This window comes from Dechloromonas sp. ZY10 (assembly GCF_041378895.1).
GTDB lineage: Bacteria > Pseudomonadota > Gammaproteobacteria > Burkholderiales > Rhodocyclaceae > Azonexus > Azonexus aquae.
Window position 1 is genome coordinate 346,871 of the sequence record NZ_CP144212.1, and the last position, 22,721, is coordinate 369,591.

Here is a 22,721-nt window from a genome sequence, read left to right on the forward strand (position 1 = left end):
GGAGTGTCGCCTTGACGGGCGGAAATGGTCGGTTGTGGATTATAAGGATGGCGGCTACCGCAGCGCGAGGTGTGCTGTGGATTTTGTCATTTTTTGCGGTTGACCGTGAATGGCGGGGACGGTCAGCCCGGTAGCGGCTCGAACAATGCTGCCAGGTCGTCGTTGCCGAATTTGACATCGACCTGATGATCTTCCGACAGAATCCCGGCAGCCAGTTCGGCCTTGCGCTCCTGCAGGGCGAGGATTTTTTCCTCGATGCTGCCCTGGACGATCAGCTTGTAGACGAACACCGGTTTGTCCTGGCCGAGGCGGTGGGCGCGATCGGTGGCCTGGTTTTCGACTGCCGGGTTCCACCACGGGTCGTAGTGGATGACGGTATCGGCAGCGGTCAGGTTGAGGCCGACGCCGCCGGCTTTCAGGCTGATCAGGAAGATCGGTACTTCGTTGTTCTGGAAGCGGCGGATCGGAGTTTCGCGGTCGCTGGTGTCGCCGGTCAGGGTGACATAGGTGAGGCCAGCACGGGTGAGCTCGTCCTCGATCAGCGCCAGCATGCTGGTGAATTGCGAGAAGAGCAGGATGCGGCGTCCTTCCTCGACCAGTTCGGGCAACATCTCCATCAGCAGGTCGAGCTTGGCGCGCTCCTTGACCTTGCGCGCGGTGGTGCCTTTGACCAGGCGCGGGTCGCAACAGACCTGGCGCAGCTTGAGCAGGGCGTCGAGGATCACGATCTGGCTGCGGGCAAAGCCCTTGCTGGCGATTTCCTCGCGGACCCGGGCATCCATCGCGGCACGCACGGTTTCGTAGAGGTCGCGCTGGCTGCCTTCGAGCTCGACGCTGCGCACGATGATGGTTTTCGGCGGCAGTTCGGTGGCCACGTCTTCCTTCTTGCGGCGCAGAATGAAGGGACGGATGCGGCGGGCGAGCAGGTCGCGGCGGGCAGTGTCGCCCTGCTTTTCGACCGGCGTGCGCCAGAATTTGGTGAATTGGCGGCTGCTGCCGAGAAAGCCGGGGAGCAGGAAGTCGAACTGGCTCCACAGTTCGCCGAGGTGGTTTTCCAGCGGCGTGCCGGTCAGGCACAGGCGGTGCCGCGCATCCATCTTGCGCACCGCTTCGGCACTCTGGCTCTGGGCGTTCTTGACGGTTTGCGCTTCGTCGAGGATCAGCAGGTGGTAGCTGTACTTCATCAACTCGTCGGCGTCGCGCCAGAGCAGCGGATAGGTGGTCAGCACCACATCATGCTCGGCGATCTCGGCAAAGCGCGTCTTGCGTTCCGGACCGTGCAGCGAGAGTACGCGCAGTTCGGGGGCGAAGCGTGCGGCTTCGTTCTTCCAGTTGAAGATCAGCGAGGTCGGCAGGATGATCAGTGCCGGTTTGTCGAGACGGCCGCTTTCCTTTTCGAGCAGCAGGTGGGCCAGCGTCTGGGCCGTTTTGCCCAGGCCCATGTCGTCGGCCAGAATGCCGGAAAGGCCTTGCTCGCGCAGGAACTGCAGCCAGGCCAGGCCTTCCTTCTGGTAGGGGCGCAGTTCCAGGCCGAGGCCGGCCGGTGGCTGGATGTCGCGGATGCCCTGGGCCGCGACCAGGCGTTCGGCCATCGCCATCACATCGCGCTCGCCGCGGAACTGCCAGCGCGCAGTGTCGGTCAGCTCGGCCAGGCGCGGTGCGTCGAAGCGCGAAACGCGCAAGGTGTTGCCGCCGCTGAAGCCGTCGAACAGGTCGATCAACGTTGCCGCCAGCGGCTTGATCCGCCCGGCCGGTGCGCGCAGGCGCTGGCCGCGCGGCGAAATCAGTTCGACTGCTTCGTCGTCCGGGATGTAAGACAACTCGATGGCATCGAGCCAGCGCGCGTCCTGGCGGAACAGGTTGGCGAGCAACGGCGCCAGAGCCAGACGTTCGCCTTCGACGACAATCCCCATGTCGAGGTTGAACCAGCCGTTCTCTCCCTCGTAGAGGTCGGCCTCCCAGGTCTCGACTTCGATCACATAGTGGCGGAAGTCGGGCGGGAAATCGATTTCCCAGCCGGCCGCTGTCAGGGCGTCGAGGCCATGCTGCATGAAGGTGGCCCAGCTGTCTTCGCCAGCCAGTCCGTAAATGCCCTCCGGTGGCGTCCCGAAGGTGTGCAGGGTATAGGGAGGGACGGCTGCAAAGCCGCGTTCGGCAAGCTGTTGCAGGGCCGCTTTTTCGCTGTCCGGGCGCCGCTTGATGCGCACCGTTTCGCCCTCGGGCAGGGTTACGTATTCCCCCTGATCGCCGGCTCGCACCTCGGCATCGGCGTAGCGGAAAAAGACCTGGCCGAGATCGAACAGGCCGCCGGTGAAGTTCTGCATATAGCCGCGCCAGGCCCGTTGACCGTGGATGTGCAGGGTTTGCAGGCGCAGCACCGGCTGTGGCGGGCTGTCGATCAGGCGCAGTCGCTCGTTGGCATCCTCGGCCGGCGGCGGCAATTCCGGCGCCAGTTCGGACAACGCCTCGGCAACCAGGGCGGCTTCCTTGGCCGACAGCGGCGGCAGCGTGAACAGCCGACGCAGTACGGTCGGGTTGCCGCTGACTTCCAGCGGCCCGGTTTCGCCGCCGTCCGGGTCGATATACCAGGGTGGGTCACAGGCAACAATCAGCTCCGCCGCCGGTTCCGGGCGCAGGCAGGGGCGCTGCAGGCCGCGGTTGTCGATCTGCCAGCCGACGCTGGCCGGGCGCGAGGCCGCCAGGTTGAGCGGCAGGCTGAGATCATCCTGCAGATAGAGGCGATGGCTGTCGGCCATCCGGCGCAGCAGTTCGGCACCGTGCTTTTCGCCCAGGGCAAAGGCCCGCAGGCCATGGTCGTTGCCGCGTGCGGCCCAGAGCAGGCGGAGGATGCCGAGATCTTCTTCGGCGACGAATTGCGGCGGCGTCATCAGCGCCCGGTCGACCTTCCACCATTCTTCGGCAGTTTCCGGGTGTTTGCCTTTGCGTAGCTCGATCCCGAAATGACGCTTGTCCGGAGTCCATTTGAGGATGTAGTACAGCTGCTGTCGGGCACCGGCCGGCCTGGCCTTTTTCTTGGCCACGGCAATCGAGGTGCGGCGCAGGTCTTCGACCCAGGACAGCACGCCAGGGCGGACATTGTGGCTGACCGAGCGCTCGGCAATCGCCCGCAGCAGGATCGCGGCAACGTGCTTGCAATGGCCGCCGACTGGGCACGAGCAGGCGCTGTACAGTTCACCGTCGGCAAGGCTGGCGACGGTCAGGTAGGGTTCGCGGGCGGTACCGGGAACGCTGGCCCGGATGCGGTGCCCTTCGACTTCCAGATTGCGCACCAGGTCGACGTAGGGGCGGGCTTTGGCGACTTCGCCGGCGCCCAGCCAGGCCAGGACGTCATCTTCGTCGTGGGACAGCAGGGTGGTGGCCATGGGATTCAGTAGGGAGCAAACAGGAAGGGTTCAAGCAGCAGCAGGGCTAGCAGGAGCGCAATCAGCGCCAGCCAGCGGTTGCGCCGCTGCTCGCTGCGCAGTAGTTGCTGCAGCAGTGGCGTCGGGTCTTGGCGCTGCGGTTGGGCCAGGACCTGGTGAATCAGGCGCGGCAGTTGCGGCAGGTTGCGCGCGAAATACGGGGCTTCATGCTTGAGTCCGCGCCACAGGCCGCGCCAGCCGACCTGTTCGCTCATCCAGCGCTCGAGGAAGGGTTTGGCGGTTTTCCACAAGTCGAGTTCGGGGTCGAGCTGGCGGCCGAGGCCTTCGATGTTGAGCAGGGTCTTTTGCAGCATCACCAGTTGCGGCTGGATTTCGACATTGAAACGGCGCGAGGTCTGAAACAGGCGCAGCAGCACCTTGCCGAAGGAAATATCCTTGAGCGGCCGGTCGAAAATCGGTTCGCAGACCGCGCGGATCGCCGCTTCGAACTCGTCGACGCGGGTGTCCTTGGGCGCCCAGCCGGACTCGATGTGGGCCTCGGCGACGCGTTTGTAGTCACGGCGGAAGAAGGCGAGGAAATTCTGCGCCAGATAATTCTTGTCGATGTCGGTGAGGGTGCCGACGATGCCGAAATCGAGCGCGATATAGCGGCCATCCGGGGCGACGAAGATGTTGCCGGGGTGCATGTCGGCATGGAAAAAGCCGTCGCGGAAGACCTGGGTGAAGAAGATCTCGACTCCGGCAGCCGACAGTTTCTTGAGGTCGATACCGTCGGCGACCAGGCGTTCTGTCTGCGAAATCGGCACGCCCTTCATCCGTTCCATGACCATCACGGTCGACGTGCAGAAATCCCAATAAACCTCGGGCACGATCAGCAGTTCGGAGCCGGTGAAATTGCGCCGCAGCTGCGAGGCATTGGCCGCCTCGCGCATCAGGTCGAGCTCGTCGCGCAGGTATTTGCCGAATTCGGCGACCACCTCGCGTGGCTTGAGGCGCTTGCCGTCCGACCACAGGGTTTCGAGCAGCAGCGCGAAATTGTCCATCAGCGCCAGATCGTGCTCGATCACCGAAAGCATGTTCGGCCGCAGGATCTTGACCGCCACTTCGTGGCCGCCGTCCTCGTCGCGCAGGCGGGCGAAATGCACCTGGGCGATTGACGCCGAAGCGACCGGGACTGGATCAAATTCGGCAAACACCTGATCGGCCGGGCGGCCGTAGGCTTTTTCGATTTCCTTGAGCGCCAGTTCCGAGCCGAAGGGGGGGACGCGGTCCTGCAGCTTGGCCAGTTCGTCGGCAATATCGGCAGGCATGAGATCGCGGCGGGTCGACAGGACTTGCCCGAACTTGACGAAGATCGGTCCGAGGGCTTCAAGTGCCAGGCGCAGGCGTTCGGCCCGGGGAGCCGACAGATTGCGCCAGAACTGCAAAGCCTTGGCCAGGCGCACCAGGCGCCCGCTGGGCTCGTGCTCGAGCACCATTTCATCGAGGCCGAAACGGCTGGCGACGGCGGCAATCTTGAGCAGGCGGAAGAGGCGCATGGGCGGCGGTTCGGGAAAAACAGCGATGTTAACACGCTCGCTACCAGCGGTCCGGCATTTCCACTGTTTTGGCTGCTGTGGACAGGTGTTTACGCTGTGCCCAGGTCGGTGCATGTCGCACCAGCCCGCTTATGCGTTACGATAGCCAATCAGTGTGATGACTGGCCAAAAGCATAATGTCCGATACGGAAAACCCTCTGGAAATCGCCCGCAAAGCCCTCCGGTTGCTGGCCGGGCAGCATTGCGCGCCGACCCCGGAGAATTTCCAGCGGGCCTATGCGCAAGTGGCAGGCCTGCCACTTGCGCCGTCGGCGATGAACGGGACTTTGCCGGATGAGTTGTCGGGAGTCCTGGCTGATCTCTGTCAGCAATTGCAGCCCCTGTTCGAGGATCTGGCCGGTAGTACCGCCGGCGGGGAGTTCCTGCCCCTGTTGAGCCTGTTGCGGCAGCCACCGGTCGCGGTTGAGCGGGTGCAGCAGCGGCTGCTGCGTCTGACCCGGCAGTTGCCCATGGCAGTCAGCGAGCAACTCGAGGTGCGTCGGGCTTTGTTCGACCTGCTGCATTTGCTGGTTGAGAATATTGCCGACCTGGCCACCGAGGACCAGTGGCTGCGCGGGCAACTGGACCGGGTGCGCGGGGCGATGCGGCCACCGTTCATGTTGCGGGCCATCGATGAGGCACGCGAGCGCTTGCAGGACGTCGTGCTCAAGCAGCGTCAGGCGCGGCAGGGCGCGGATGCGATCCATGCCGAGATGCAGCAGATGCTGGATGCGTTTATTCATCGGCTGGCAACGATGAGCGAATCGAGCAGCGGCTTTCATAACGAACTTGAGGACGCGGCGACCCGGGTCGAGCGGGCCAGTTCGTTGGCCGAGTTACGCCCGCTGCTCGGCGAGGTCGTGGGCACCGCGCGCCAGATGGCGGCCCAGTCGGCCGAAGCCGGCAAGGAACTGCAAGGGATGCAGCAGCGGGTGCAGGAGGCCGAGTCGCGGCTGCAGCAGTTGCGTCTGGAGCTCGATCAGGCGAGTGCGCAGGCTCGGCACGATCCGTTGACCGATGCACTCAACCGGCGCGGTCTCGACGAGGCGCTGGAACGGGAAATTTCCCGGATGCGCAGGCAGGACGGGGTGTTGTCGCTGTGCCTGCTGGATATCGATAACTTCAAAAAGCTCAACGATCGGCTCGGGCACCGCGCGGGCGATGCCGCCCTGCAGCATCTGGTTGAAGTGGCGCGTGGCTGCATCCGGCCTACCGACTCGCTGGCGCGCTACGGTGGTGAGGAGTTCGTCATCCTGATGCCGGCTACGCCGCAGAGTGAGGCGGTCGATGTGATCGTCCGGCTGCAGCGTGAATTGACCCGGCGTATCTATCTCTCCGGGCGTGAGCATGTATTGATCACCTTCAGCGCCGGTCTGGTGCAATTGCTGCCAGAGGAGAGCGGTGATGCGGCACTCCAGCGTGCCGATGCGGCCATGTATCTGGCCAAGCGCTCGGGCAAGAACCGGGTAGTTACGGCTTGAACGAGGTGCGCTGTTTTGCGCCGGCGGTGCAGGCCGGCGCCCGGGTATTGATCCTTGGCAGCATGCCCGGCGAGGCCTCGCTACGTGCCGGTGAGTATTATGCGCATCCGCGCAATGCCTTCTGGATGTTGATCGACGACTTGCTGGGGATCGAACGGCATTGGCCCTATGCGCAGCGGCTGGCCGCATTGAATGCGGCAGGCGTGGCGCTGTGGGATGTGATTGCCGGTTGCCGGCGAGAGGGGAGTCTGGATGCCGCGATTGTCGGAGAGAGCGTGGCGGTTAACGACTTTGCGGCGTTTTTCACGGTCCACCCGGGAATCCGGCAAATCTTTTTTAACGGTGCCGCCGCCGAACATGCCTTCCGGCGGCATCTGGTGGTTCGTCCCGACTGGCCGGCTGCGCAGCGCCTGCCTTCTACCAGCCCGGCGCACGCTGCCTTGTCGTATGCTGCCAAGCGGGCAGCCTGGGCCGTGCTGCCCGCCGCCCTGGCGCGATTGAGTCCTAGCCCTTGAGGGTTTGACGCATCGAATTCATTTGCGCCTGCAGTTTCTGCAGGGTGGCCTGGGTTGCGGCGGTGGCGTCGTAGATCAGGATCAGCTTCTGGGTTTTCTGTTCGATCAGGTCGAGGATGCTGTCTTCCTGCAGTTGGTTCATCCCCAGATGGGCAAAGGTGCCGTGCATTTCCTCGGTGAGTTCGCGCATTACCTCGCGGCCGGCGGTTTGAGCAGTGCGCTGGCGCAGGGTGAACTCCTCGGTGGCGGTCGCCAGCAACTGCAGGGTTTCGTTCAGGTTATGGTCGGCGCGGCTGTTGGCCGAAGCTGCCAACAGCCCGGCGAGGCGGGCGTCGGCGGTTTCGATGGCGATTGCCAGGTGGTCGCGCAGGCGGCCGCAGCGCTCGGGGTCATCGACCGGCATGTTGTCGACAATCATCGTGATCCGTTCGAAGTTGTAGACGCCGCGCTTCTTGAATTCGAAAATCCGGTTCATCAGCCGCACATGGTTAAGGATGGAGGCGACGATCGGTGTTGCCTCGCCGTCGGCCGAGGTGTTCAGGGTGGTGTCCGGCAGGCGCAGCTGGACCGCGCCGGAGAGGCCGAAGCCACGCAGCATGGCATGCGTCATCTGCGCCATTTCCTGCGGCGAGGTGCACGAGTTCAGGTCGCGCAGGTACTTGAGCACGACTGCGTATTCGTCGAGATTGGACAGAATCAGCGTCGTCAGCAGATCCGATTCTTCCAGCCGGGTATTCAGGCCGGCGCGTTCGCGCAGGCTGTCGAGCAGGCGGCTGATCTTGCTGCGGACTTCGGTGACGTCGAACGGCTTGACGATGAAGTCGTGGGCGCCGAGCTCGTAGGCGCGAATCCGGGCTTCCATTTCAACATGGCCCGAAATGAAGATCACCGGGATGTCGGCGGTATCGGGGCGCTGCTTGAGCTGTTCGCACAGCGCATAACCGTCGATGCCGGGCAGCCCGACGTCGAGCAGGACGATGCTGGGTTTGCCTTCTTCCAGGCGCATCAGGCAGTCTTCTGCCTGTTCGAACACTTCGATCTCGGCCTCGTTTTTCAGCATCATCTGCAGCAGGCGGGCTGAGGCAGGGTCGTCTTCAATCAGAAAAATGGTCGGGTTCATGGTCGTGCTGTTCCTGAATTAGGCGGTTTTTTCCGATGTTAGCCTTTTTGGCGGGGGCTGTCCGTGCTTCATTGGTAATAGTGCTGCGGCTGCGGCCCGATGGTCGGCAATCCGGAACGTTGCCCGGCCGGCAGCGTATAATTGGCGTTTTGCTTTTTTCCGCCGAATTCCGATGGCCCAAGACGTCAAAACCCAACTGACCGCATTGCTGCAGCAGGCCCTGGCCAGCGTTGCCCCGACCGCTGCCGATACGCCGATTCAACTCGAACGCCCGCGTGACCCGTCGCACGGCGATTTCGCCACCAACCTGGCGATGCAGCTGGCGCGTGCGCTGAAGAAGAACCCGCGCGAAATCGCTCAGCAACTGGTCAACGAACTGCCGGTGTCGACGCTGGTGACGGCGGCCGAAGTGGCCGGCGCCGGTTTTATCAATTTTCGTCTTGATGCAGGCAGCAAGACCGACGTGGTCAAGGCCGTGCTCGCCGAAAAAGCCGATTTTGGCCGGTCGACCGTGGGCGGTGGCCTGAAGATCCAGGTTGAATTCGTTTCCGCCAATCCGACCGGCCCGCTCCACGTCGGCCACGGCCGTGGTGCTGCCTACGGCGCCTCGCTGTCCAGCCTGCTCGCGTTTGCCGGTTGGGACGTGACCCGCGAATACTATGTGAACGACGCCGGCCGGCAGATGGATATCCTCGGCCTGTCGACCTGGTTGCGCTACCTCGACCAGCACGGTCAGAGCGTGCCTTTCCCGCCCAATGCCTACCAGGGCGACTACGTGCGCGAAATGGCCCGGCAGATGACCGTGGCTCACGGCGACAAGTTCGTCCGTGCCGCGGCCGAGGTGGTCGCCGGTACGCCGGGCCTGCCGGAAGCCGAGCGCGCCGACGACGAGGCCAAGAAGCAGCGTGAGCTGCATCTCGATGCACTGATCGCCCAGGCCAAGGAACTGCTCGGCGGCGACTGGCACTACGTGCACCAGCACGCGCTCAACGAGCAGTTGGAAGACTGCCGCGACGACCTCAAGGAATTCGGCGTCGAATTCGAAGTCTGGTATTCCGAAAAATCGCTCTACGACACCGGCCTGGTGGCCCGCTGCGTGGCTCTGCTTGAAGAGAAGGGGCATATCTATGTGCAGAACGGCGCCAAGTGGTTCCGCTCGACCGCCTTCGGCGACGAGAAGGACCGCGTCGTCCAGCGCGAAAATGGCCTGTACACCTATTTCGCCTCCGACATCGCCTACCACCTGAACAAGTTCGAGCGCGGTTTCGACAAGGTGATCAACATCTGGGGCGCCGACCACCACGGCTACATTCCGCGTGTGACCGGCGCGATCAAGGCGCTGGACCTCGACAGCGACAAGCTGCAGGTGGCGCTGGTCCAGTTCGCGGTGCTCTACCGTAACGGCCAGAAAGCCTCGATGTCCACGCGCTCCGGCGAATTCGTCACCCTGCGCGAATTGCGCCGCGAAGTCGGCAACGATGCCTGCCGCTTCTTCTACGCGCTGCGCAAGTCCGACCAGCATCTGGACTTCGACCTTGATCTGGCCAAGAGCCAGACCAACGAAAACCCGGTCTACTACATCCAGTACGCGCATGCTCGTGTCTGCTCGGTGATCAACCAGTGGACCGAACAACTGGGTGGCGATCTGGCCGAATTGGCCGCTGCCGATTTGTCGCTGCTGAGCAACGAGCGCGAGTTGGCGATTGCCAACCAGCTGGCGCAGTTCCGCGAAGTGGTCGAGACCGCCGCGCGCGATCTGGCCCCGCACCAGATTGCCTTCTACCTCAAGGATCTGGCCGGCGAGTTCCACGGCTGGTACAACGCCGAGCGGATGCTGGTCGATGACGAGAAGCTGCGTGCTGCCCGCGTCGCCCTCGCCGCTGCCGTGCGTCAGGTGATCCGTAACGGTATGGCGATTCTCGGCACCAGCTGCCCTGAGTCGATGTAATTCGCGCAGGGAGAGACGATGAGTCGCGACATGAAGCCGCCGCGCCGCCAGGCACAGCCGGCCAGGAAAAAGTCCGGCGGCGGTACGCTGGTTGGCATGTTCATCGGCCTGGTGCTCGGGGTCGGGATCGCTGCCGGCGTGGTCTGGTATCTCAACAAATCGCCGCTGCCTTTTGCCAACAAGGTGCCCTTGCCGACCCGCGCCGATCACAGCCAGGCCGCCAATGGCCAGCCGGCGCAGCCGATGGCGCTGCCCGGCAAGCCCGGTGATCCGGTGCCGGAAAAGCGCTTCCAGTTCTACGACATCCTGCCCGGCAAGAGCGAGGCGGCGATGGACAAGGGGGCGGCGGTTCCGGCCAAGCCTGAAGTGAAGAAGGACGAGGCCAGGAAAGAGGAAGCGAAGAAGGAAGAGCCGAAGAAGGAAGAAAAGAAGGAAGAGGCCAAGAAGGACGAGGTCAAGGAAAGCAAGACGCCGCTGTTTCTCCAGGCCGGGTCCTTCAGCACTGCGCAGGATGCCGACAACCAGAAGGCCAAGCTGGCGTTCATGGGGGTCGAGGCGGTGGTGCAGCAAGTGATGGTGCAGGACAAGACCTACTACCGGGTGCGCGTCGGTCCCTATCCGCGTATCGAGGATGTGAACAAGGTGCGTGCCGAACTGGCACGTTCGGGCATCGATGCCCAGCTCGCCAAGTAAAGGAGTATTCGGGATGGTTTTCAATCGTCGTAGCTTCGTTGCCGCGCTTTTTGCTGCCGGCAGCCTGTTGGCCGTACCTGCCCTGGCCCAGACCGCCGCCAAGGATTTCACCGCGATCGTGCCGGTGCAGCCGACCGAAGAGCCGGGCAAGATCGAGGTACTGGAGTTTTTCAGCTATGGCTGCCCGCATTGCGCCGAATTCGAGCCGCTGCTTTCGCCCTGGGTGGCCAGGCAGGGCCCCGACGTGGTCGTGCGCAAGGTGCCCGTCAGCTTTGGCCGGGCCGCCTGGGCCAATGTCGCCCGCCTGTATTACGCGCTGGAAGCCACCGGCGACCTGAAGCGCCTGGAGGCCGATATCTTTAAGGCGATCCACGCCGAGCGGATCAATCTCTTCGACGAGAAGACGATGCAGGAGTGGCTGGTCAAGAAGGGCGTCGATGCCCGTAAGTTCTCCGAGGTCTTCTCGTCCTTCGGGATCATGAGCAAGGTCAAGCGCGGCGATCAGCTGGCGCAAGCCTACAAGATCCAGGGCGTACCGGCGCTGGCGGTCGAGGGCAAGTATCTGGTCGGCGGCAAGGATTTCGGCGAAGCGCTGGCGATCACTGACAAGCTGATCGCCAAGTCGCGCAGCGAGAAGAGCGGCAAGAAGTAATTGGCGCTGAAGGTCTTCATCACGGGCGCCTCGTCGGGAATCGGCGAGGCGCTTGCCGTTTACTACGCGGCACAAGGCGCCTGCCTCGGCCTGGCGGCCCGGCGCGGCGAAGTGCTGCAGGCGCTGAATGAGCGTCTCGGCGGCGGGCATGCCTGCTACCCGCTTGATGTTGCCGATGCGCCGGCGTTGCAGGCCGCCGCCGCCGATTTCATCGCCCGTTTCGGCGCGCCCGACATCGTGATTGCCTCGGCCGGTGTTTCGGCCGGCACCTTGACCGAATGCGCCGAAGATCTGGCGGTGATCCGGCGGATTCTCGACATCAACGTCTATGGCATGGCCGTGACCTTCGCGCCGTTCATCCCGGCGATGCGTGCCGCCGACGAGCCCGCCCGGCGGCGGCTGGTCGGGATCGCGTCGGTCGCCGGCATTCGCGGATTGCCGGGGGCGGAAGCCTACTCGGCGTCAAAGGCGGCGGCCATCGCCTACCTGGAGAGCCTGCGCCTGGAAATGCGCGGCGAAAACGGCCCGCAGGTGGTGACCATCGCCCCCGGCTACATCGCAACACCGATGACCACGGTCAACCCCTACAAAATGCCGTTTTTAATGCCGGCCGAGCGGGCCGCCGAGCGTTTTGCCGCCGCCATCGCGCGCGGCACCAGCTACACCGTGATTCCCTGGCAGATGGGTCTCGTCGCCAAACTGCTGCGGCTATTGCCCAACTGGCTCTACGACCGGCTGTTCACCAAGGCTCCGCGCAAGCCGCGCGGGCTGCTCTAAGCCCCCGCAGCTGCCTTACTGTCCCTGTCCGGTAAGGTAGAAGGCCGCCCAGTAAAACGGGTCCGGATGCGTCTTCTGCAAACCCAGTTGCGCCTGCCTCAGCGCTTCGCGCTTGCTGGCACCCTGGCGCATCCGCTGGTAGAAATCCTTCATCAGCAGCGACGTGGCTTCGTCGTCGACTTCCCACAGGCTGGCGACGATGTTGCTGGCGCCGGCGTAGAGAAAGCCGCGGGTCAGGCCGATCAGGTCATCGCCGCTGAGCCGCTTGCCCAGCCCCGTTTCGCACGCCGAGAGAGTGACCAGGTCGGCATTAAGGCGGGTTTCGTAGAGTTCGGCGACGGTCAGCGAGCCGTCGTTGCTCTCGTCCTTTGCCAGCAGCAGCCGTGATTCCAGCGCATTCTCAGCCTTGAACTGGCCGTGCGATGCGATATGCAGGTGGCCGAACTGTCCGGCCTGCTGCTTGAATGCGGTTTCGGTCGCCTGCTTGCGTGTCAGGAGCCTGGCTTTTGGCAGCAGCGAGGCCAGGCTTTTGGCCTCGTCTTCGGCGCTGGGAAGATCGAGGCGGCTGTCGCCGAGATCCGGGTTGCCGTAGATCAGCAAATTATCGAGCGGGGCTCGGCCGCTCGGGCGCAAATACTTCTGCAGGCTGGAACTGGGCAGGAAGCGCAGGCTACGCTTACCGATCAGCGATTCGTTGCCGTCGTGCAGGGCGGCGAAGGGCAGGTAGTGCAGCGGGCCGTGCGGGACGATCAGCAGGTTGCGGGTACCGATCCGCTGCGCCGCCGGGGCGAGCAACTGGCGATAGAGTTGCTGCGCCGTAGCGCGTGCATCCGGGAGCTGTTCCTGGATCTGGTGGCGGAATTCGCGGATGGCAGCTTCCGGCGAACCGCCTTCGAGCCGGATCAGGGCTTGCCCCTGGCGATCAAGCACGAACAGATATAAGGCCTCGCCGAGGCCGAAGTATTCGAGCAAAACTTCGTCGGCCTGCAGCATTTCGCGGATTTCGTTGCTGGACAAGGCGTTGACCGTGATCAGCGAAGCCAGTTGCGGATCCCGCTGCTGCAACTCGCGGCTTTCCTGGCTGCCTTGCTGCCGGGTTTTACTTGAGCCTTCCTGCGCCATATCGACGGGATGCTGCAGGCTGGCTTCCTGGCGCGCGGCGAGAAGTTTTTCCAGCTTCTGGCGGCTGTCGCTGCTCTTGGCTGCCGCCAGTGGCATGCTGTCGCGAGCGGCCAGCAGGTCGACCAGGGCGCGCGACTTGGCGCGCTCGATGAATTCGAAGGCGGCCTGTTCCTGGCCCAGCTTGCGCGCAGCTTCGACCGCGCGGGAGTAGAGCGCCTGCTTGTCGCCGACGAAGCCGATCTTGCTGGCTTCGGTATTGATGCTGGCGCGCTGTTGCTCGACCTGCTCGATCGCTTCCCGGTAGTAACGCAGCGCCTCGCTAGTCTGGCCGTCGCCGTCGGCGATGCGGCCTCGGTCGGCGAGCAGCAGCCAGTAAATCTCGCCGTTTTCCTTGACTTGGCGAATCTCCAGCAAGCGGTCGAAACCGCGCCGTGCCTCGTCGATCTGGCCGCTTTCCAGCAGGGCCTTGTTGAGCATGAAAGCGCGCGGCAGTTCGGCCCAGACCCAGTTGTTGACCCCGGTCAGGAAGCTGCCGCTGACCAGCCGGTCGAGGAAGACGTTGAGGGCGAAGGTCTTGTCGCCGCGGATCGCCGCGATTACGCCGGGGTAGTCCTTGAGCGCCATCCGGGCGCGCGCCAGGGCGAAGGCTTTGGCGTTGGCATAGTCGCTGAGCGGACCGACGCGGATTTTCTGCAATTCCTTTTCCGCCTTCCAGCCCTGCTCCTCGTCACCGGCCAGGGTATATCCCAGGGAGAGCGCGGCATAGGCGTTGCACCACATGTCGAGGTCGTCGCTATCGTCGTCCTTGAGCCAGGCCAGCGCCTTCTCGGCTTCCTTGACCGCTTCGCCGTAGCGTCCGAGCTCAAGGTAGGCTTCAGTACGCATGATGTGGACCGCCGGCGTCGCGTCGTTGAGGCCGAACAGCCGGGTGCGCTTGTCGCCCTGGCGGACCTTGCCTTCCAGCGTATCGAGGCAGTCGAGCAGGCGGTTGTAGCGCTTGGTTTTCGAATAGGCGTAGCAGAGCGCGTGCTGGTCGCGGGTGCCGAGCGGTTTGCTGCGCGCTTGCTCTTCGATGGTTTTTTCCAGCAGGTCGAAGCGGCCGGTTGCGGCCATCTGGATCTGCTCGGTTGAGTAATCGGCGAGCGCAGTGCCGGCGGCCAGGCTGCCGGCGAGGAACAGGAAAGCGAGGTGACGACGCATGTTGAGCACCAGAAGAAACGGCCACCCGCAGGTGGCCGTTGAATACGCCAGGAAACTGCGGGTTTAGAACCAGTAGCCGATGTTGGCGGTGAAGCCCTGGGTGTTGGGGCCGCGCATGAAGGTGACGCCGCCGCGCACGAAGCTGCGGGCATCCTGGGCGCTCTTGTTGGTCCCGATGGTGATCCCGAATTCCTGGAAGTTGTCGAGGAAGGGCTTGTCGCCACCGAAGTAGCGGGTGTCGATCAGCGAGTATTCGACGGTCATCTTCTTGCCGAAGTTGACCGGCTGCGACAGCATCACGCCGTTGCGCATCGCCATGCTCTTGATCGCCGGATCGAAGGAGTAGTCGCCGGCGCTGAACTTGCCGGTCTGGTAGTAACCGAGCATGTTGCCGATGGCGATGTCGAAGCCGGACATCGGGATCACGTAGTTGCTGGCGACCGATGCCGAGTAGAGCGTAGCCACCGTTGCCCGGTCGGCCGAGGCGACGGCCGAGTAACGGGCGCTCGGGGTGATCGTCCAGTTGTCGCTGACCGGCAGGCGGTAGGAAACGCCAAGGCCGGAGTGCACGGTCTTCGCGCTGCCGACTTCGACGACGGTGATCGGCATGCTGAAGCTCAGCTGGCGACGCGGGTCAATGTCGTTGCGGATGGTGTAGGAGAGGGGGATCGAGGCGGTGGTGACCTTGTCGCCGCTGTTGCTGACGTTGTAGGAACCGTAGCTGAGGCCGACGCCGATCAGGTTGTTGTTGCTTCCAGCGCTGGTGGCGGCTGCGGCAACGGCGGTCGGCGAGGCGGTGAACGAGGCGTTGAAATCAGCCGTCATCATCATCGGAATCATCCCGCCGACACCGGTGATCGGGCTGGTCGCCGAATGCTGCGCCTGGTAGTTCATGATCTTGCCGATGATCCCGTTCTTCTTGATGTAATCCTCAAGCATGCGCTGGGATTCTTTACGGGTGGCGCCGGTGAAGCTGCCCTTGTCGCCGAGCTCGACGAAATCGAAATTCAGCCGGGTCGAACTGTCGAGGTAGTTGAGCTTGATATTGACGTCGCTGAAGCGGCTGAGGACGCTGGCGACCGAGGTCTCTGTGTAATTGATGTTGCTGGTGGAGAAATTCTTCAGCGCATCGATGAAGCTGGTCGATTTCGAGTCACAGATCAGCGACCCCTGGTTGCCGTTGACGGCGACCTGAAAACCATAGGACTTGTCGCAGCTCAGTTGAGCATGTGCGGAAGCAGCGACCAGAGACGATGCTGCAATGGTAAAGACGGCCAAACCCCTCTTCATTGTTAACCCCCTGATATTATTGAACTGTTTGTGGCCGGAACAAGGCCTGTGCCGGCAAATTCGAATTTGCTTATTTTTTTCGTCAGCGTCAAGCGGCGGAGGAAAGCAATTGACGCTGGGTTGCTGTTTTTGTCGGTTTTTCCGCAGTCGGTTTCGGCCCCGATCGGCTAAAATAATCCGATGCTGAATCTCAAGATCAATGGCGAAGCACGCCAGTTTGCAGAAGCCCTGACCGTGGCCGGCCTCATCGAGGTGCTTGGCTATGCGGGCAAGCGCATTGCCGTCGAGAAGAACGGTGAAATCGTCCCTAAAAGCCAGCATGCAACGACCCCGCTGGCCTCGGGCGATCAACTCGAAATTGTCGTCGCCGTCGGCGGTGGCTAGGCGAGGAGCGACTGCAGTCCTCTTGTCGTCAGCCGCCTGCGCTTACTAACAGCTAATCGCTAACATCTAGGCAACTAATGAATATATGCATCAACTGACCATTGCCGGTAAGACCTATCGTTCCCGTTTGCTGGTCGGCACCGGCAAATACAAGGATTTTGCCGAAACCCGCGCGGCGATCGACGCCTCCGGCGCCGAGATCGTCACCGTCGCCGTGCGCCGGGTGAATATCGGCCAGGATGCCAGCCAGCCCAGCCTGCTCGATGCCGTGCCGCCGTCGCAGTTCACCATCCTGCCCAATACCGCCGGCTGCTACACCGCCGACGACGCCGTGCGCACCCTGCGTTTGGCGCGCGAACTGCTCGACGGCCATCCGCTGTGCAAGCTCGAAGTCCTGGGCGACCCGACCAACCTGTTCCCGAACATGCCGGAAACCCTGAAGGCGGCCGAGACGCTGGTCAAGGAAGGGTTCGAGGTGATGGTCTACTGTGCCGACGATCCCATCCAGTGCAAGATGCTCGAAGAAATCGGCTGCGTCGCGGTGATGCCGCTGGCCTCGCTGATCGGCTCGGGCATGGGGATCGTGAACCCGTGGAACCTGCGCTTGATCATCGATAACGCCAAGGTGCCGATCATCGTCGATGCCGGCGTCGGCACCGCCTCGGACGCGACCATCGCCATGGAACTGGGTTGCGACGGCGTGCTGATGAACACCGCCATCGCCCACGCCAAGGATCCCGTGCTGATGGCCAGCGCCATGAAGAAGGGTATCGAAGCCGGGCGTGAAGCTTTCCTCGCCGGCCGCATGGCCCGTAAATACTATTCGGCCGATCCCTCGTCGCCGACCACCGGATTGATCGGCTCATGAGCAAGGACCTGTTGATCGAATCTGCCGCTGCACACGACGACGGCGTGTATACCGAAGGCCGCGAAGGTCACGACGGTCACGGCCACATCAAGAGCTTCGTGCGCCGTGCCGGCCGCATGTCGGAGGCGCAGCACCGTTACTTTGACGAGATGATGCCTAAGATCGGCATCGCCTATCGGCCGGAAAACATCGACCTGAACACGGTCTACGGCCGAACTGCCCCGAAAATCCTCGAAATCGGCTGCGGCATGGGCGAAACCACGGCGCGCATCGCCGAGGCGCATCCCGAGAACGACTACTTCGGGCTCGAAGTGCACGTGCCGGGCGTTGGCGCACTGTGCAAGCTGATCGCCGAAAAGAACCTCGGCAACCTGCGCATCGGCAATCACGATGCGGTCGAGATCGTCCGCGACATGCTGCCCGAAGGTTCGCTCGACGGCATCCATGTCTTCTTCCCCGATCCCTGGCACAAGACCCGGCACAAGAAACGCCGTCTGATCCAGCCGCCGTTTGTTGCACTGCTTGCCTCTCGCCTGAAGCCGGGCGGCTACATCCACTGTGCCACTGACTGGGAAAACTATGCGCTGCAGATGCTCGACGTACTCGGGCGCGAGTCCAGCCTGGAAAACAGCGTCGCTAACCCGTCGACCGTCGATTTGGCCGCCGCGCTGGATGCCGATAGTGCCGCCGGTCTGGCCGGCTTTGCGCCACGTCCGGAATACCGGCCGCTGACCAAGTTCGAGAATCGCGGTCTGCGTCTCGGTCACGGGGTTTGGGATCTGGTGTTCCGCAAGAAGGCTATCTGATTTTCTTGTCGGGGCGCTTCGGTTGCCTCGCTGCAAGCCGCCCGTGGGGAGTCAGTCCGCCGGGCGGCTTTTTCTTGGCGCGGCCGTCAGGTGCCGAGCGTGCCGCTGCGTAGTTGTTCGGCCAGGGCTTCGGGCGTCAGCGGTTTGCTGTAGAGAAAGCCCTGGAAGACCTGGCAGCCGGCATCGCGCAGGCAGTCCCGCTGGGCTTCGGTTTCGACCCCTTCAGCCAGCACTTCGAGCTTGAGATTGAGGCCGAGGGCGATCACCGTTTGCGAGATGGCGCGGTCGCTATCGTTGTCCGGCAGGTCGCGGACGAACGCGCGGTCGATCTTCAGCCGGTTGATCGGGAACAGCTTGAGGTAGGCCAGCGACGAATAGCCAGTACCGAAATCGTCGAGTGCCGTACGCACGCCCATGAAATGCAGGCCGCGGATGGTGTCGATGGCGCTGATCGGGTCAGCCATCAGCAGGCCTTCGGTGATTTCCAGTTCGAGCAGGTGGTTGGGCAGGCCGGTTTCGTCGAGGACTGCCTGGACCGAGGTCAGCAGGTCGGTACGCTGGAACTGGCGAGCCGAGAGGTTGACCGCCACCGGAATCTCGAGGCCGAGTTCGCGGCGCCAGGCTTCCGCCTGACGACAGGCGGTGCGCATCACCCATTCGCCGATCTGGACGATCAGCCCGGTTTCTTCGGCGACCGGGATGAACTGTACCGGTGAAACCGGCCCCAGCTCGGGGTTGTGCCAGCGCAACAAGGCTTCAACGCCGACCAGTCGGCCATTGTGGGCATCGATCTGCGGCTGGTAAACCAGCGAAAACTCGCCGTTGTCGAGCGCCTGGCGCAGCATCCGCTCCAGCTTGAACATGCGGGCGCCCAGTTCGTTCATTTCGTGCGAGAAGAACTTGTACAGGTTGCGACCGTCGGCCTTGGCGCTATAAAGCGCCGATTCGGCCGCCATCAGCAGGGTTTTGGCTTCCTCGCCGTCGTTCGGATAGAGGGCGATGCCGATGCTGGCGGTGACGTGCGCGCTGCAGTTGTCACCCAGATCGAAAGGGCGGGCAAAGGCTGCCAGCAGTTTTTCGCAGATGGTGCCGATGCTTTGTGGATCGGTGACTTCGTAAAGCAGGATCGAGAAGCGGTTGCCGCCGGGACGGGCGACGATGTCCTGCTTGCGCTGACTGTGGCGCAGGCGATGGGCAACCTCGACCAGTACCTTGTCGCCCATCAGGTGGCCGAGCGAGTCGTTGATCACCTTGAATCGGTCGAGGTCGATTTCGAGGATTGCAAACGGGCTCCGGTTGCGCTGGCCATTGGCCACGGCCTGGTCCAGGGTGGAGAGCCAGGCGTCGCGATTGGGCAGGCCGGTGAGACCGTCGAAGGTACGTAGCTGCTCCATCAGCGCTTCGATCTTCTGATGCTGGCTGAGGTCGAAAATCATCCCGGTGTAATGGCTGATTGCACCGTCGCGGTTGCGTACCGCAGCAATCGACAATAGGGCCGGATAGATGTCGCCATTCTTGCGCCGGTTCCAGACTTCACCTTCCCAGTGGTCGGTTGCGGCAATCCGCTGCCACATGTGCTGATAGAAGGCCTCGTCATGCTTGCCCGAGCGGAGCAGGCGCGGGTGCTGGCCGAGAATTTCGTCGCGGCTGTAGCCGCTGATCTGGCTGAAGGCCGGGTTGACCTCAACGATCTTCAGGTCGGCATCGGTGACCATGATCGATTCGACGCTGTTGAGGAAGACCGCGTCGGCCAGGTCGAGTTGCTCTTCGGCAGCGCGCCGGCCGCGCTGCAATTGCTCAATCAGGGCAGCGGCCAGGACAAAGGAGACAATGGTCAGGAAGGCGTTGAGAAACAGTTCGCGGCGAGCCGCACGTTCAAGTTGTCCGGCATCCTCGGCCAGGTGGCTGGCCATCGTATCCTCGAACAGCTTCATTGCATCGATCAATGCGCTGGCGACCGCGAACCAGTCGCCGGGGGCGGGCAAAGGCGTGCTGTCGCCGGTCGGGTTGCCGTGCATGCTGCGCAGGCCGGCGGCAACGACCCGTTGGCGGATTTTCTGGGCTTTGCTTGCTTCTGGCAGGTTCTGCAACTGGTGGTAGCGGTCGTGTACCTCGCTGCCGGCCAAGCGGAGGAAGGCGGTGCGGTAGGTTTCCTCGGCTGCGCGGATGCGTTGCAGGGTTTCGATGCGGCCGGCGCTGAAATTATGGTCCGAGAGCATGGCCGAAAGCAGGGCACGTTCGCGTCCGCTGTACTCCTTGGCTTCCATGAAGTTGAGCAGGGCCAGTTGCTGGCGGTACAGCGTGGTATCGGCATTGGTATTGCTGAAGCGGATCTGCAGGTCGAACAACTGTTCAATGATCCCGGTGTAGCGGTCGACCGCGTATTCGCGTGAAATTCGCAGGGGCAGCACGGCCTCGCGGAGCAGATTGAGGTCGCGCAGTTCGCGGTTGATACTTCCCAACTGTTCGCCCGGGATATTTTCCTGAAGTTCGAGGCTGTGGTTCAGTTCGTTCAGCAGTTCCCGGGAACGCGCCTGCTGGCGGGGGAGTTCGCTGGCGAAGGTTTGCCCGTCGGAGGCGATGTAGCCGCTGGTCAGGCCTCGCTCCTTCTGGATTTCATGGACAAAACGGTTGATTGCCTGGCTGGTGCGAATCCAGGAGTGCACACCCAGGGCATTGTTTAGATCCTGCCCCTTTTCGATCAGGTTGCGCATCGCGAACAGCGATAGCAGCAGCAGGAATGCGGGCAACAGCCAGGCCAGATAACGGCGCGCGACTTCGAGTTTCTGGTTGTTTGCGGTTCCGGCTTCGGACATGCGGTAGCCACGCTGGATGGGAGACCGCATAATATAACTTTTGCCGTACTCACGCATTGCGCCGAGCGGCTTATTTCTTTGGAAGGAGAGGCGATCATGGGACTCGTCTGGCGCGCCGAAATGGCGACCGGAATCCGGGCCGTCGATCTGCAGCATGAAGAACTGGTCGCGATGATCAACGCCCTGGCCGAAGCGGTGGTTGCGCAGGCCGATTCGGCGGCGCTGGACGCCCTGGCTCAGCGCCTGGATGCCTACATCGTTTTCCACTTCGGGACCGAGGAAAACCTGATGAGCACCTTGCCGCGCGGTAGCGAACATGTCACCTTGCACCGTCAGCAACATCGCGAATTCGTTGCCGAACTGGCCCGCTTGCGCCAGTCCGGTGCATTTCGCGAATTGCTGTCCTACCTCGAAAACTGGATCGTCGCCCACATCATGAAGACCGACCGCGCATTGGCCTTGCAATTGCGCCAAGGCGGGCGCTGAAGCGGTCTTCTCCCGGCCTTTTCCCTTCCCTTTTCCCCATTGGCCGCCGCGTGCGGCCTGTCTTGTTTCGGAAAATTGCATTCATGTGGTTCAAGAACCTGCAACTCTATCGCCTGCCAGCCCCTTGGGCGCTTGACCTCGCCCGTCTCGACGAACAACTCGCGCGCGGCAGCTTCCGCCGCTGTGCCAGCCATGAGCCGATCAGCCGTGGCTGGGTGTCGCCGCGCGGCGACGGCAGCCTGATCTACTCGCTCGGTCAGCAATGGCTGCTGGCTCTGGCCATCGAGCAGCGCCTGCTGCCTGCCTCGGTGGTCAGCCAGGAAACCCAGGAGCGGGCCGAAGCCTTCGAGGTCGAGCATGGGTATTTCCCCGGGCGCAAGCAACTGCGCGAATTGAAGGAACGGGTGACCGAGGAACTGATGCCGCGCGCCTTTACCCGCTTGCGCAAGACCTTTGTCTGGATCGACCCGCAAAACGGCTGGTTCGCCGTCGATGCTGGCAGCCAGGGCAAGGCCGAGGAGGTGATCGAGCATCTCCGCCAGTGTCTCGACGAATTCCCGCTCAAGCCGCTGCACACCCAGTTGTCGCCGATTTCGGCGATGGCCGACTGGCTGGCCGGCGGCGATGCCCCGGCCGGATTCACGGTCGACCGCGATTGCGAGCTGAAAGCGGTCGACGAGGAAAAGCAGACCGTGCGCTACGTGCGCCATCCGCTCGACGGCGACGAAGTGCGCGGCCACCTCGCCGCCGGCAAGCTGCCGACGCGCCTGGCGCTGACCTGGGACGACCGGATTTCCTTTGTCCTCACCGACAAGCTGGAAGTCAAGCGACTGGCCTTCCTCGACGTGTTGAAAGAAGAGGCCGAGAAGGGTGCCGAACATGCCGATGAGCAGTTCGATTCCGATTTCGCCCTGATGACCGGCGAGTTGGCGCGCTTCCTGCCCGATCTGGTGGCCGCGCTCGGCGGCGAGGCGGTCGAGTCCGATGGCGGCGCGCTGGTCGCGGCGGTCAATGCGGCGACCTCGGCTACTAAGCCAGCCTCTGCGCCGGCGGCAGCCCAAGCTGCCGCGACTCCCGCCGTCGACCACTCGGTGCCGCCGTGGGAAGCCTGAACGCCGCCGCCGCTTGCCCCTGCGGCAGCGGCGTGAATTACGCGGCCTGCTGCGGCCGCCTGCATCGTGGCGATGCGGTCGCGGCAACCGCCGAAGCGTTGATGCGTTCGCGTTACAGCGCCTTCGTCGCCGGTCTGGCCGATTATCTGCAGGCGACCTGGCACGCCAGCACCCGGCCGGCCGAACTCGACCTCAGCGCCGACGCGGCCACCAAATGGCTGGGGTTGGAAGTGCGGGCGCACCGGCAGCAGGATGCAAGCCATGCCACGGTCGAATTCGTTGCCCGTTGGCGCGTCTCCGGGCGTGGCCAGCGTCTGCACGAAACCAGCCGCTTCGTCCGCGAAGCCGACGGCCGCTGGTACTACCTCGACGGCGACCTGCACTGAGGCCAGCCACCTTGATGCAGGCCGATGCCGGGCCTGAATGAAAAATGCCCTTGCTTACGGTCGACCGTGAGCAAGGGCAAAATTGCCGGCAACGAGCAGCTAACG

General features: G+C 63.2%; 18 protein-coding genes. 12 read left to right on the top strand and 6 right to left on the bottom strand.

All coding sequences use genetic code 11. The annotated features are described in order from the left end of the window. Positions 1-122: 122 nt before the first annotated feature. Both VX159_RS01680 and ubiB read right to left on the bottom strand, forming a co-directional pair. Positions 123-3,383 carry an SNF2-related protein gene (locus tag VX159_RS01680; protein ID WP_371324255.1) on the bottom strand — a complete coding sequence of 1,087 codons (3,261 nt, stop codon included), beginning with the start codon at positions 3,381-3,383 and terminating at the stop codon, positions 123-125. Between the two features lie 5 nt (positions 3,384-3,388). Next, on the bottom strand, positions 3,389-4,921 hold the full coding sequence (gene ubiB, locus VX159_RS01685; RefSeq protein WP_371324256.1) for a ubiquinone biosynthesis regulatory protein kinase UbiB: 1,533 nt from the start codon (positions 4,919-4,921) through the stop codon (positions 3,389-3,391). Positions 4,922-5,097: 176 nt separating this feature from the next. Between ubiB and VX159_RS01690 the strand changes: the two genes are divergently transcribed. Both VX159_RS01690 and VX159_RS01695 read left to right on the top strand, forming a co-directional pair. Next, entirely contained in the window at positions 5,098-6,441 is a 1,344-nt protein-coding gene (locus VX159_RS01690) for a diguanylate cyclase (RefSeq protein WP_371324257.1), read from the top strand. Positions 6,442-6,446: 5 nt separating this feature from the next. Continuing rightward, positions 6,447-6,956, top strand: coding sequence for a DNA-deoxyinosine glycosylase (locus tag VX159_RS01695; RefSeq protein ID WP_371324258.1), 510 nt, complete (start codon positions 6,447-6,449; stop codon positions 6,954-6,956). Here the strand turns inward: VX159_RS01695 and VX159_RS01700 are convergent. Further along, positions 6,946-8,076, bottom strand: coding sequence for a response regulator (locus VX159_RS01700; protein ID WP_371324259.1), 1,131 nt, complete (start codon positions 8,074-8,076; stop codon positions 6,946-6,948). The two genes, VX159_RS01695 and VX159_RS01700, sit on opposite strands and share 11 nt — an antisense overlap. A gap of 172 nt (positions 8,077-8,248) precedes the next feature. On the opposite strand from VX159_RS01700, the gene argS reads away from it, so the two are divergent. From argS to VX159_RS01720, 4 genes are read left to right on the top strand one after another with little or no spacing between them, the layout of a single operon-like run. Beyond that, positions 8,249-10,024, top strand: a complete 1,776-nt coding sequence (argS, locus tag VX159_RS01705; RefSeq protein ID WP_371324260.1) for an arginine--tRNA ligase — start codon at positions 8,249-8,251, stop codon at positions 10,022-10,024. Positions 10,025-10,042: 18 nt separating this feature from the next. Beyond that, positions 10,043-10,717, top strand: a complete 675-nt coding sequence (locus VX159_RS01710; protein WP_371324261.1) for an SPOR domain-containing protein — start codon at positions 10,043-10,045, stop codon at positions 10,715-10,717. A 13-nt stretch (positions 10,718-10,730) separates the two neighbouring features. Further along, complete coding sequence (locus VX159_RS01715; protein ID WP_371324262.1) at positions 10,731-11,369, top strand: thiol:disulfide interchange protein DsbA/DsbL; 639 nt, start codon at positions 10,731-10,733, stop codon at positions 11,367-11,369. Continuing rightward, a complete protein-coding gene (locus tag VX159_RS01720) occupies positions 11,370-12,146 on the top strand; it encodes an SDR family oxidoreductase (protein WP_371324263.1) in 777 nt (258 codons plus the stop codon). 15 nt (positions 12,147-12,161) lie between these two features. Here the strand turns inward: VX159_RS01720 and VX159_RS01725 are convergent, their stop codons facing one another. Beyond that, the gene (locus VX159_RS01725) at positions 12,162-14,468 is read right to left on the bottom strand and encodes a CHAT domain-containing protein (RefSeq protein ID WP_371324264.1); all 2,307 of its coding nucleotides are present in this window, start codon (positions 14,466-14,468) and stop codon (positions 12,162-12,164) included. Positions 14,469-14,531: 63 nt separating this feature from the next. Continuing rightward, on the bottom strand, positions 14,532-15,758 hold the full coding sequence (locus VX159_RS01730) for a hypothetical protein (RefSeq protein ID WP_371324265.1): 1,227 nt from the start codon (positions 15,756-15,758) through the stop codon (positions 14,532-14,534). Positions 15,759-15,938: 180 nt separating this feature from the next. Here VX159_RS01730 and thiS point away from each other — a divergent pair, with 180 nt between their 5' ends. From thiS to trmB, 3 genes are all read left to right on the top strand, one after another. Then, a complete protein-coding gene (gene thiS / locus VX159_RS01735) occupies positions 15,939-16,142 on the top strand; it encodes a sulfur carrier protein ThiS (protein ID WP_371324266.1) in 204 nt (67 codons plus the stop codon). A gap of 85 nt (positions 16,143-16,227) precedes the next feature. Then, entirely contained in the window at positions 16,228-17,010 is a 783-nt protein-coding gene (locus VX159_RS01740) for a thiazole synthase (RefSeq protein WP_371324267.1), read from the top strand. Beyond that, positions 17,007-17,816, top strand: coding sequence for a tRNA (guanosine(46)-N7)-methyltransferase TrmB (trmB, locus tag VX159_RS01745; RefSeq protein WP_371324268.1), 810 nt, complete (start codon positions 17,007-17,009; stop codon positions 17,814-17,816). The genes VX159_RS01740 and trmB overlap by 4 nt, the downstream gene beginning before the upstream one ends. Positions 17,817-17,902: 86 nt before the next feature. On the opposite strand, the gene VX159_RS01750 is transcribed toward trmB, so the two are convergent. Then, positions 17,903-20,632: an EAL domain-containing protein gene (locus VX159_RS01750; protein ID WP_371324269.1), complete on the bottom strand. Its 2,730-nt coding sequence runs from the start codon at positions 20,630-20,632 to the stop codon at positions 17,903-17,905. A gap of 96 nt (positions 20,633-20,728) precedes the next feature. Between VX159_RS01750 and VX159_RS01755 the strand changes: the two genes are divergently transcribed. From VX159_RS01755 to VX159_RS01765, 3 genes are all read left to right on the top strand, one after another. Continuing rightward, on the top strand, positions 20,729-21,118 hold the full coding sequence (locus tag VX159_RS01755) for a bacteriohemerythrin (protein WP_371324270.1): 390 nt from the start codon (positions 20,729-20,731) through the stop codon (positions 21,116-21,118). Between the two features lie 83 nt (positions 21,119-21,201). Next, entirely contained in the window at positions 21,202-22,230 is a 1,029-nt protein-coding gene (locus tag VX159_RS01760) for a recombination-associated protein RdgC (RefSeq protein ID WP_371324271.1), read from the top strand. Continuing rightward, the gene (locus tag VX159_RS01765; RefSeq protein WP_371324272.1) at positions 22,218-22,616 is read left to right on the top strand and encodes a YchJ family protein; all 399 of its coding nucleotides are present in this window, start codon (positions 22,218-22,220) and stop codon (positions 22,614-22,616) included. Before VX159_RS01760 ends, VX159_RS01765 begins: the two co-directional genes overlap by 13 nt. Positions 22,617-22,721: the final 105 nt, after the last annotated feature.